The sequence below is a fragment of the Micromonospora foliorum genome (assembly GCF_022229015.1).
GTDB lineage: Bacteria > Actinomycetota > Actinomycetes > Mycobacteriales > Micromonosporaceae > Micromonospora > Micromonospora foliorum.
The window spans coordinates 1-10357 of the sequence record NZ_JAKKFF010000324.1; the positions used below are offsets into that span (position 1 = coordinate 1).

The following is a 10357-nucleotide window of genomic DNA, read 5'->3' on the forward strand; positions in this document are numbered from 1 at the left end:
GCGCCGACTGGGTCTTCGGCGGCGTCCGGTTGATCTCGTCGGCGAGGAGCAGGTTGGTGAAGACCGGGCCGGCCCGGAAGGTGAAGTCGCCGTTGCGCTGGTCGTAGAGGAAGGAGCCGGTGACGTCGGCGGGGAGCAGGTCGGGGGTGAACTGCAACCGGCGGAAGTCCAACCCGAGGGCCTGGGCGAACGAGCGGGCGGTGAGCGTCTTACCGAGCCCCGGCAGGTCCTCCAGAAGCACGTGCCCGCCCGCGAGGATGCCGGCGAGGACCAACTCCAACGCGTCCCGTTTGCCGACCACGACGGTGCCGACCGCGTCCAGGACCGCCCGAGCCAGGTGCCCGACCTCGGCGGGGGCAATGCTCCGGTCCACGTCGTTCATATGCTCTCCAGTTCGGCGACGATCACCGCGAGGTCGCGCGGCGACGGGGTGCGGCGAGGCGGGGTCTCCAGGAACGTCCACAGGCGCTCACCCAGCAGGGCGCGAGCGCGGGCAGGATCCGACTCACGGGTGACGCCGTGTTTCAGACGCATCCGCTCGTCGGCCAGCTCACCGATCCGGGGCAGGACCGTGCCGCTGAACCGTTCGGGTCGGGTGGCGGACCAGTCCAGGGGCCATTCCCACCGGTTGATCGCGCTACGCAGCGCGTCCCGGGCACCCCAGTTGTAGCTGCCGTCCTCCTCGCCCCCGCCGACCCGACTACCGCCGGGCGGCGGGGGCGGCGGCGCGAGCAGGGCGGTGACCCGGCGGACCGCCAGCACGGCGAGCACCCCGGCGATCAGTACGGGCAGCGAGACCTGGAGGCCCACCGCGCGGAGGCCGACGAGCAGGACGGCGACCAGCGCGGCGGCCCACGCGAGCGAGCGCAGCACCGGACGCCACCGGGAGTCGCGTGACTGCGGACCGACCGGCGCCGCCTCCTCCTCGAACGCGAGCAGGTCGTCGATGCTGGTGCTGCTCATGCGCTGCCACCTCTGGTTCGCGACTGCGGGGCTCGCAAACCCGGCTCACTCCTCGCGCTCACAGGGCCGCCTTCGGTTCGCGACTGCGGGGCTCGCAAACCCGGCTCACTCCTCGCGCTCACAGGGCCACGACCGCCGTGAGTTCTCCGCGCAGCCGGCCGAGCGCGGCACGGGCCTGGTCCCGGGTGCGTTCGTCGACCGGGTGGGTGGCGTACCGGGCCTCCCGGTAGACGTGCGCGAACTCCGCCAGCACGTCGGTGCTGGCGATGGCTGGCACACCCGCCGCCGGATCACCCTGCAATAACCGGCTGACCAGGTCGGTGGGGGTGTCCCCGGCGAGCCTCGGCACACCGGCCGCGGCGGCGGTCTCCTCCAGGCGCACCCAGCAGGCGATCACCGCCACCCGGGGGTCGGTGTCCTGGTCGTCGAGTTCCACCAGGCCGGCGTCGAGGGCGGCGACCACCTCGCGGGCGGTGCCCTCGGCGGTGCGGCGGGCCCGCTGCGCCGGTAGTGCCCGGGTGGTGCGGCGCAGCGCGCCCCGGATCAGCACCCAGCAGAGGTAGCCGAGCGCGGCGAGGATGGCCAGCCCGAGCAGGACCACCGCCACCGTGCCGACCCACTGCGGGATGTGCGCCTGGGTGGCCTCGCCGGCGTCGCGTGGCTCGATCGGGATGGACGGTGACGGCTCGACGGTCGGGTATTCGGGGACCCACGGAACGTTGTCGGCCGCCGGCGGGATCCGACTGGCCCCGATCGACGAGTGGGCGGACGCCAGCGCGGCACCGGCGAGCAGGGCGGCGACCGCGGCGACCGGCCACCACCGGCGGAGCAGGCCGAGCACCGGGGGCAGCACACCCGGCTCGGCGGACGGTGCCGGCGTGGGCGGGCGTGTTCCGTCTGTCATCGCCACCACCCCACGCGTCGTCTCAGTCCACTCCGGCCAGCTGTTTGGCCTGGCCGAAGACGTCGTCCAACATCCCTGGTGTCAACCGCCCGGTGAAGGTGTTCTGCTGACTGACGTGGTAGCAGCCCAGCAAGTCCGGAGCGTTCGTGCCGGACCAGTGTGCCCCATGACCGAACGCCGGTCGCGGGCTGGGCGGGCGCTGCCCGTACACCGCACGGAGCACCGGCCACCACGCGGCCCAGGCGAACGCGCCCAGCGCGACCACGACCCGCAGCGTGGGCCGGATCAGCGCGACCTCGCGGTGCAGCCAGGGCGCGCAGGTGTCCCGTTCCGCCGGGGTCGGTTTGTTGTCCGGAGGCGCACACCGGACGGCCGAGAAGATCCGCAGGTCGCGCAGGGTGAGCCCGTCGTCGGCGGCGACGCTTGTCGGCTGGTTGGCCAGCCCGGCCCGGTGCAGCGCGGCGAACAGCACGTCACCCGACCGGTCACCGGTGAAGATCCGGCCGGTGCGGTTGCCACCGTGTGCGGCGGGTGCCAGCCCGAGGATGGCGATCCGCGCGTCACCGGTGCCGAAGCCCGGCACCGGCCGACCCCAGTACTCCTGGTCCCGGAAGGCGGCCCGGCGGGTGCGGGCCACCTCCTCCCGCCACTCGACCAGCCGTGGGCAGGCGAAACAGTCGCTCACCGCCGCGTCGAGGTCGGCCAGGTCGGTCGCCCGCGCTGCGCGGGCGACCACCTGTTCGGGGGTACGGGTCTCAGCCAAGCTTGGCCCGGAAGAGTTCCAGGGTGCGGGCCCACGCGCTGGCGGCGGCGCGCTGGTCGAACGCCTCCGGCCGGTCGTCGTTGAAGAAGGCGTGCGAGGTGCCCGGGTAGTCGTAGAGGTGGCAGTCGCCGCCGGCCTCCTCGATGGCTCGACGAGCGGTCTGTACGCCCTCGTCGGTGGAGGTGCCGTCCTCTTCGGAGCAGTGGATGACCGCTGCCTTGCCGGCGTAGTCGGCCCAGTCGGGGCGCATCGACTCCCACGGCAGCACCGGATAGAACCCGGCGGTGGCGACGATCCGCTCGGAGATGGTGGCCGACCAGAGGGCCAGGCTGCCACCGGCGCAGAAGCCCACGGCACCGACCTTACCGGTGACCTCGGGCCGCCCGGCGAGATAGTCGGCCGCCCCGGCGATGTCCTTCGCGGCCTCGTCCATCCGCATCGCCAGCAGGAGCCGCTGTGCCTCGTCCGGCTCGCTGGTCGTCTCACCGTGGTAGAAGTCCGGGGCGAGGGCCACGAAACCGGCCTCGGCGAACCGGTCCGCCACCGACCGGATGTGCGGGACCAGGCCCCACCATTCCTGGATGACGATGACGGCGGGGCTGGCCGTGCCGCTGGCGGGTATCGCGAGATACCCCTCGCTCGTTCCCCCGTTGCTGCGGTAGCTCACCATTTCGCCCATGGGCCGTCCTCCTAGCGGTCAGTCATCGTTGGCTGGTCGCCCAGTGGTCCTACGTGCCGGTAGCCTGCCACGCCGCGGGGCCGTCGGGAAGACGCCGGAACAGTGGCATTCACCTCCTGTTCGCCGCCCGGTGACTGCGGGTACGCCGACGGCGGCGGGGTCCACTCCCGCCGCCGTCGACACCGATCTACCGCTGTGGTCAGACCTTCTTGGTCAGGCAGAGCACGTAGCCGGTCTTGCCCGGCTCGATGCTGGAGAAGATGTACCCCTCCTCGCCCTCCTTGAAGTACTGGGTGCAGGTGGTGTCGGCCTTCGCCTGAGCCTCGCTCTGGCCGTTCACCCGACCGACCACGTTGTACGCCGCGTCGGTGGAGGTGCACTCGACGACCTTGGCGCCGTCGACCTCCTCCTGCTCGGTGCCGGTGACCTCGGGCAGCTCGGCGATGCAGTCGCCGGCCTTGGCGTCCGCGGTCTCGTCCTTGTTGAAGTAGTTGCCGATCGCCGAGGCGACGCCGAACTTCAGGCCGGCGATGACGACGACCGCGAGGACCGCACCGACGATGCCGAGGGCCTTCTTCGCACCGGACTTCTCCGCCTTCGGCTCGGCGGCCTGCGGCGTCTCGGCAGCCGGCTGCGGCGCGGCCGACTGCTGCTGAGCGGCAGGTTGCGGCGCGGCCGCTTGCGGCGTCTCGACGGCCGGCTCAGGGGTTGCGGCGTCGGGCGCGGGGGGCGGTGCGACCTGCTCTGACACGGGGGTTCCTTCCGAGGGGTTGATGAGCAGACGACACCGTAACGATCATTGATTTCCGGTGCCGTCCCGCTCGCCTCGTCCGTTCAGCTATTTCCCAGCTTCACCTACATGATCCAGTTCACACCGCGGCTCAGCGGGTCGGGGTGGGGGTTGGTGTCTCGCTCGGCGGCTGGCCGGTGGCCGTACCGGCCGGCAGCGGCGTTCCGGTCGGCCCGGGTGTACCGGTCGGATCCGGCGTACCGCTCGGGTCCGGCGTGCTGGTCGGGTCCGGGGTGCTTGTCGGTGACCCGGGTGGGAGGGGCGCGCCCGGGGCGCGGGGCACGAAGGGCGCCTGATCCGGGCAGTACGGGTACGCCCGCAGCGTCGGCTTGCCATAGGCGTCTTCCGCGCAGTCCGGGTAGCCGAGCCGGATCGGGTTGCCGTTCTGGTCGAAGAGCCGGGCGTTCTCCACCAGGCGGCCCTCGCTGTCGTAGACGAAGACGTCCCGGACACGGTCGTACTGGCTGTCGACCGAGGTCTGGTCGTAGCCGTAGTCGCCGTAGCGCATCCGGTCCTCGGCCTGCATCAACGCGGCGAACGCGAAGACCACCAGCACCACGCTGCCGACCTGCACCGCCGAGCGCGGCCAACGGGTCAACCGCCCGGAGCGGCGGCCGATCCAGATGGAGGCGAGCACGAAGCCGACCAGCATGATCATGCCGGCGAGCAACTCACCGCCGAACCGCGGCAGCAACCCGAAGCTGCCGCCGGTGCTGATCACCGTGACCAGCATCGCCGCCAGATAGCCCCGGAGCACCCACCAGCCGGGGCGCAGCAACTGGAGGAAGTCGCTGGCCGTCGCGTACCCCAGGGGTGGGCCGAGACGGGTGTCCATGGCGCGCAGCCGGCCGCGGACCCGGGCCATCGCGCTCGCCACCCGCTGGTCCAGGTTGCGCCCGCTGCCCGGCGCGGCCCCGGCGGCGGCGCGCAGTTCGGCGGCATACGTCTCGGGCTCACCCAACCGCTCGACCAGGGTGCCCTCGGACTCGGCGGCGACCTCGGTGAGGTGGTCGGCGAGATCCTCGGTCAGCTCGTCGCGCTGCCCCGACGGCAGGTCGGCCAGAGCGGCCCGGACCCGCGCCACATAGTCGATGATCTCCTGCTCCGCGACGGTCATGCCGCCACCCCCCGATCGTCGAGCAGACTGTCCATTGTGGTGGCAAACGAGCGCCAGAGCTTGCCGGAGCGGGTGAGCTGGTCACGCCCGGCGGCGTTGAGCGAGTAGTACTTGCGGTGCGGCCCGGATTCGCTCGGCACGACGTAGGTGGTGAGCAGGCCGGCGGCGAAGAGGCGGCGCAGCGTCCCGTAGACCGAGGCGTCGCCGACCTCCTCCAGACCGGCCTCGCGAAGCCGGCGCAGGATGTCGTAACCGTAACCGTCCTCCTCTCGGAGCACGGCCAGGACGGCCAGATCGAGCACGCCCTTCAGCAACTGTGTGGTGTCCACGCATTGCACACTAGTGCGTAATGCGAAGTAGCGTCAACGCATCCGCTCGACACGCCCGGCAAGTCAGGCACCGGGGACGCTGATCGACTCGGTTTTCAGGAAGTCGGGGCATCCACGCTGCCCGGACACCGCGACTTCAATGAAGGCGAGTTGATCAAGCTCCGAGCGCACTGTGGCTTACTGGACGCTCCAGGCGATGCCGTCGAGGATGTCGTGCTCCGAGGCGATCACCGACGGCATTCCGGCCCGCTCCATGATCACGCGAAGCACCAGCGCGCCCGCGCCGATCACGTCGGCCCGGCCCGGGTGCATCACCGGGTTCGCCAACCGCTGCGCACGGGTCTGACCCAGCAGCTCGGCGGTCACCCGGGCGACCTCCTCGTACGACACCCGGGCGTGGTGGATGCGCTCCGGGTCGTACTCCCGCAGGCCCTGAGCGAGGGCGACCACGGTGGTGACCGACCCGGCGAGGCCGACCAGGGTGGCCGCCTCGCGACCGGGCACCACGGCGAGCGCCCGGTCCACCACCGCCGCGATGTCGGCCTGCGCCGCCGCGACCTGCTCGGGGTTCGGTGGGTCGCCGGGCAGGTGCCGCTCGGTCATCCGGACGCAGCCGATGTCCACCGAGATCGCCGAGCGCACCCCGGCGGCCCGGTCACCGACCACGAACTCGGTGGAGCCACCACCGATGTCGACGACCAGGAACGGCTCCTTCGCGTCGGCGGGCAGCCCGCGCACGGCGCCGGTGAACGACAGCCGGGCCTCCTCGTCGCCGCTGACCACCTCGGGCGCGACACCGAGGGTGGCCCGCACCATCTCGGTGAAGTCGGCAGCGTTTTCGGCGTCGCGGGAGGCCGAGGTGGCGCACATCCGCACCCGCTGGGCACCCAGCTTCTCGATGTCGGCGGCGTACGACGCCAACGCCACCCGGGTCCGCTCGATCGCCTCCGGCGCCAGCCGGCCGGTGCGGTCCACGCCCTGCCCCAGCCGGACGATCTCCATTCGCCGGGTCAGGTCGACAAGCGGGGCCTGCGGCCCGGCCGAGGCGTCGGGCAGGTCGGCCACCAGCAGTCGGATCGAGTTGGTCCCGCAGTCGATAGCCGCCACACGCGTCGTCACGGCAGCAACCTTACGGCAGGACGGGCGGCCACCCGGCGGCTTGGCCGGCCGTGGGCCCCGACTCGCCCGGGTCGTCCGACGGGCCCCGCAACAACCCCGCCCCGAGCGCGGTCAGGTGATGTCGGACGGCCCCGCCCTCCCGCTCGCTGGCCACCAGACCGGCGGTCCGCAGCGCGCGGGCGTGCTCCGAGGCCGAGGAGAGACTGATCCCGACCGCCCGGGACAACACGGTGGTGGTCAAACCTCCGTCGGCCGCCAGTCGGCGCAGCACCAGCGCCCGGGTGACGCCGAGCAGCCGACCGAGGGAGTCGTCGGCGGCGGAGGCCCCGCGCGTGGGCATGACCACCGGGTAGACGAGCAGGATCGGGTGACCCTGCTCGACCAGCACCCGGGGGCGCGGCCCGGCCAACGGGGAGGGCAACAGGATGAGCCCGTGGCCGGTCCCGGGGAGATCAGCGTCCCACCACGTCCGCACCTCCAGCACCGGCTCCCGCCACCGGATCCCCGGGTGCAGACCGGCGAAGAGGGTGGCCAGGCCATGCTGCGCCAGCCGCTGGCTGGCAGACGTCACCTGCTGACGGTACGCGGACGCCAGCTCGGCCCAGTGCGGTTCGAGGACCGCGGCGAACCAGGTCCGCACGGCCCCACCGAACAGGTCCAGCACCTCCGGGTCGGCCGCCGCGAACCGCCGCCGCAGCGGGCTGGCCGGCGTGTCCGCGTACGCCAGGGTGACCTCGGCGCGGATTCGCCGTGCCGGGGTGGCCCGAATCGCCTCCAGACCGGCCTCCACCGACTCCAGGCCGTCGAAGGGAGTGACGAAGTCCGGCAGACGCCCCCGGTCGGGCAGCAGGTGCCGCAGGACCGCGGTGGCTGCCTGGGCGGCAGCCGTGCCCTCGGCCGCCGCCGCCCGCTCGGCCAGCGTCGGCGCCATCGCCGCGACCGTGGGATCGCGCAGCCACTGACCGGCCAGCAGCGAGATCCCGACCGGATGGAGCCGATCGGCGAACCGCACCCGGCACAGGTCGGCCGACCCGAGCTGGAGGCGAAGCATGACAACAGCCTGCCTGCCTTCGCCCAGGACCGAAAGGGTTGATCCGAGGTCGGTTGATCTCCAATGTGGATGGCGGGGTCGACGGGGGGTGACCGGCGTGCGGCGAACGGTGGCAGTGTTAACGGGGCTCTGCCTCATCGTCGTGGCCGCGGCTTGTGGTGAGCGGGGGCAGCCCTCGTCGGCCCCGCCAGTGACGCCGTCCGCGTCGAGCGAACGGCCAGCGGCCGGCGACCACCAGCTCACCCTGCAACACGACGGGCTCGACCGCACCTACCTGCTGCACGCACCACCGGGGTACGACCCGGCCAAGCCCTCCGCGCTGGTCATCGCGCTGCACTTCTATCCCGGCACCGGATCCTCGATGCGGGAGTTGGCGGGCCTGGACGCCAGGGCCGACAGGGACAACGCCCTGGTCGCCTACCCCGACGGGCAGGGCGGCGGTTTCAACGCGCTGGTCTGCTGCGGCAGCGCGGACGACGTCGGCTTCCTCAACGCCCTCACCGACCATTTGGTGCGGACCTGGCACGCGGACCCGAAGCGGGTGTTCCTCACCGGCATCTCGAACGGCGGCGACATGAGCTTCCGGGCGGCGGTGGAGAGCACGGGCCGGTTCGCCGCGATCGGGGTGGTCAGCGGTGGTTACGGCGGAAAGCTGACCACGGCCGACAGTTACGTGCCGAAGAGCCCGGTCTCCGTGATCACCTTCATCGGCGGCCAGGACCGCTACGCCTCGACCTTCCAGACCGGCATCCGGACCTGGCAGCAGCGGCTCACCTGCCGGCCGAGCCCCAGGGCGTCCGGGGTGCCGGGGGTGACGCACACGGTGGCGGGCTGCGCGGACGGCAGCGAGGTCAGCGCCTACACGATCGCCGACATGGGCCACAGTTGGCCGGGAGCGACAGCCGGCCAACTCGCCGCGTCCGCCGCGGGGCTGTCCGCCACCGACCTGATGTGGGAGTTCTTCGCCGCGCACCCCCGCAAGGGCTGAGCCGCGCACCCCCGCAAGGCCTGATCACAGGCGCAGCAGCATCCGGGTGTTGCCCAGCGTGTTCGGCTTGACCCGCTCCAGGTCCAGGAACTGCGCGACACCCTCGTCGTACGAGCGCAGCAGCTGCTCGTAGACCGGCTGCGGCACCGGAGCGCCGTCGATCTCGCGGAAGCCGAACGAGCCGAAGAACCGGGTCTCGAAGGTGAGTGCGAAGATCCGCGCCACGCCCAACTCCCGGGCCGCGTCGATCAGCTCACCGACCAGCCGGTGACCGATGCGCCGGCCCCGGCAGGACGGGTCCACGGCCACCGTGCGGATCTCGGCCAGGTCCTCCCACATGACGTGCAGTGCTCCGCAGCCCACCACCATGTCGTCCTCGGCCCGGACCGCGACCCGGAACTCCTGCACGTCCTCGAAGAGGGTGACGGTGGCCTTGTTGAGCAGCCGCCGGTCGTCGGTGTAGGTGTCGACGAGTCGTCGGATGCCCCGCACATCCCCGGTGCGGGCCCGCCGGACGAGGATCTGACTCTCGGGTGCCTCGGACCCGGCCTGCCCGCTCATTCGCCCGCCGGCACGTCCACGCACGGCCCCGCCGACCACCAGGGCTCGACCAGCTCCAACGTCTCGTCGCCGAACGGGTTCACCCCGGGGCCGGCGCCCAGCGCGTGGCCCAGGTGCACGTGCAGGCACTTGACCCGGCCCGGCATCCCGCCGGCCGAGATGCCGGCGATCTCCGGCACCTCGCCGATCGCCTCCCGACGGGTGAGGTAGTCCTCGTGCGCCGCGCGGTAGTGGGCGGCCAACTCCGGGTCCGTCGTCAGCCGGTCCGCCATCTCCTTCATCAGCCCCGCCGACTCCAGTCGGCTGCACGCCGCCGTGGCCCGGGGGCAGGTCAGGTAGTAGAGGGTCGGGAACGGTGTGCCATCGGCGAGGCGGGGGGTCGTCTCCACCACGTCCGGAAGGCCGCACGGGCAACGGTGGGCCACCGCCCGGGTGCCCCGGGGCGTGCGGCCGAGCTGCGCGGCCACCGCGGCCAGGTCGGCCTCGGTGGCCGGCTCGCGCTGCGGCAGGGGTACGGAATCCGCCGCCGGCTCCGACGGTGGTACGACAGTCACGGTATCTCCTGGTGCGCTGATCGGTGGGTCACTTGCCCGGCTGCTGGCTGTCCGCCGCCCGCACGCTCGACCAGAGCGTGTCGTACCAGGTGGATGGCCCCGCCGGGGCGGCCGAACCGGCCGACTTCCCGGCGTCCCGGGCGGCGCCCTCCCGGTCGTGCAGCACCACCATCATCTTCTCGCCCGGCCGGCCCATGAAGAACCGTTCCCGGGCCTGCGTCTTGATGTACTCAGGGTCTTTCCAGTTGGCGGCCTCGGCGGCGAGCTTCGCGATCTCCTGCTCCTGCACCGCCTGGGCGGCCTCCATCCGCTCGATGTCGGCCTGCTGGTCCAGGTAGACCCGGACCGGGTAGGTGTAGGCCAGCGCGAGCGCGATCAGGACCGCGAACAACACGGTGGCCCGACCGGTGAAGCGACGGGGGTGGGGTGCGGCGAGCCGCTTCACGGCACCACCGGCGGCGGTACGCCGAGCGGCGGCCGGACGACTCGCGGAGCGCACGCCCTCGGCGCCCCGGGCAGCACCCGGAGCGCGGCCGGCG

General features: G+C 72.5%; 14 protein-coding genes. 1 reads left to right on the top strand and 13 read right to left on the bottom strand.

Going from position 1 to position 10357, the window contains the following annotated elements:
• The 10 genes from PSH25_RS22490 to PSH25_RS22535 form a co-directional block, all read right to left on the bottom strand.
• Nucleotides 1-382, bottom strand: a 382-nt coding sequence (locus PSH25_RS22490) for an AAA family ATPase (RefSeq protein WP_238660951.1), incomplete at its 3' end; no start/stop codon positions are given.
• Complete coding sequence (locus tag PSH25_RS22495; RefSeq protein WP_238660952.1) at nt 379-963, bottom strand: hypothetical protein; 585 nt, start codon at nt 961-963, stop codon at nt 379-381. The genes PSH25_RS22490 and PSH25_RS22495, both read right to left, overlap by 4 nt.
• 118 nt (nt 964-1081) lie before the next feature.
• Nucleotides 1082-1867 carry a DUF4129 domain-containing protein gene (locus PSH25_RS22500; RefSeq protein ID WP_238660953.1) on the bottom strand — a complete coding sequence of 262 codons (786 nt, stop codon included), beginning with the start codon at nt 1865-1867 and terminating at the stop codon, nt 1082-1084.
• Nucleotides 1868-1889: 22 nt separating this feature from the next.
• Nucleotides 1890-2603, bottom strand: a complete 714-nt coding sequence (locus PSH25_RS22505; protein ID WP_308193718.1) for a uracil-DNA glycosylase — start codon at nt 2601-2603, stop codon at nt 1890-1892.
• A 19-nt stretch (nt 2604-2622) separates the two neighbouring features.
• Complete coding sequence (locus PSH25_RS22510; RefSeq protein ID WP_091394251.1) at nt 2623-3309, bottom strand: dienelactone hydrolase family protein; 687 nt, start codon at nt 3307-3309, stop codon at nt 2623-2625.
• A 199-nt stretch (nt 3310-3508) separates the two neighbouring features.
• Nucleotides 3509-4060, bottom strand: coding sequence for an LppU/SCO3897 family protein (locus tag PSH25_RS22515; protein ID WP_238660954.1), 552 nt, complete (start codon nt 4058-4060; stop codon nt 3509-3511).
• A gap of 130 nt (nt 4061-4190) precedes the next feature.
• A complete protein-coding gene (locus PSH25_RS22520; RefSeq protein WP_238660955.1) occupies nt 4191-5216 on the bottom strand; it encodes an HAAS signaling domain-containing protein in 1026 nt (341 codons plus the stop codon).
• A complete protein-coding gene (locus tag PSH25_RS22525; protein ID WP_238660956.1) occupies nt 5213-5545 on the bottom strand; it encodes a PadR family transcriptional regulator in 333 nt (110 codons plus the stop codon). The genes PSH25_RS22520 and PSH25_RS22525 overlap by 4 nt, the downstream gene beginning before the upstream one ends.
• 177 nt (nt 5546-5722) lie before the next feature.
• The gene (locus PSH25_RS22530; protein ID WP_238660963.1) at nt 5723-6652 is read right to left on the bottom strand and encodes a Ppx/GppA phosphatase family protein; all 930 of its coding nucleotides are present in this window, start codon (nt 6650-6652) and stop codon (nt 5723-5725) included.
• A 22-nt stretch (nt 6653-6674) separates the two neighbouring features.
• Nucleotides 6675-7715 (bottom strand): ArsR/SmtB family transcription factor, encoded by a 1041-nt coding sequence (locus PSH25_RS22535; protein WP_238660957.1) that lies wholly within the window; start codon nt 7713-7715, stop codon nt 6675-6677.
• Between the two features lie 190 nt (nt 7716-7905).
• On the opposite strand from PSH25_RS22535, the gene PSH25_RS22540 reads away from it, so the two are divergent.
• Nucleotides 7906-8703, top strand: a complete 798-nt coding sequence (locus PSH25_RS22540; RefSeq protein WP_238660958.1) for a CE1 family esterase — start codon at nt 7906-7908, stop codon at nt 8701-8703.
• Nucleotides 8704-8727: 24 nt separating this feature from the next.
• Here PSH25_RS22540 and PSH25_RS22545 read toward each other — a convergent pair whose 3' ends face one another.
• The 3 genes from PSH25_RS22545 to PSH25_RS22555 form a co-directional block, all read right to left on the bottom strand.
• Nucleotides 8728-9264, bottom strand: coding sequence for an amino-acid N-acetyltransferase (locus PSH25_RS22545; RefSeq protein ID WP_238660959.1), 537 nt, complete (start codon nt 9262-9264; stop codon nt 8728-8730).
• Nucleotides 9261-9818, bottom strand: coding sequence for a DUF501 domain-containing protein (locus PSH25_RS22550; RefSeq protein WP_238660960.1), 558 nt, complete (start codon nt 9816-9818; stop codon nt 9261-9263). The genes PSH25_RS22545 and PSH25_RS22550 overlap by 4 nt, the downstream gene beginning before the upstream one ends.
• A gap of 28 nt (nt 9819-9846) precedes the next feature.
• The coding region (locus PSH25_RS22555) for an FtsB family cell division protein (protein WP_238660961.1) at nt 9847-10357 on the bottom strand (511 nt) is incomplete at its 5' end.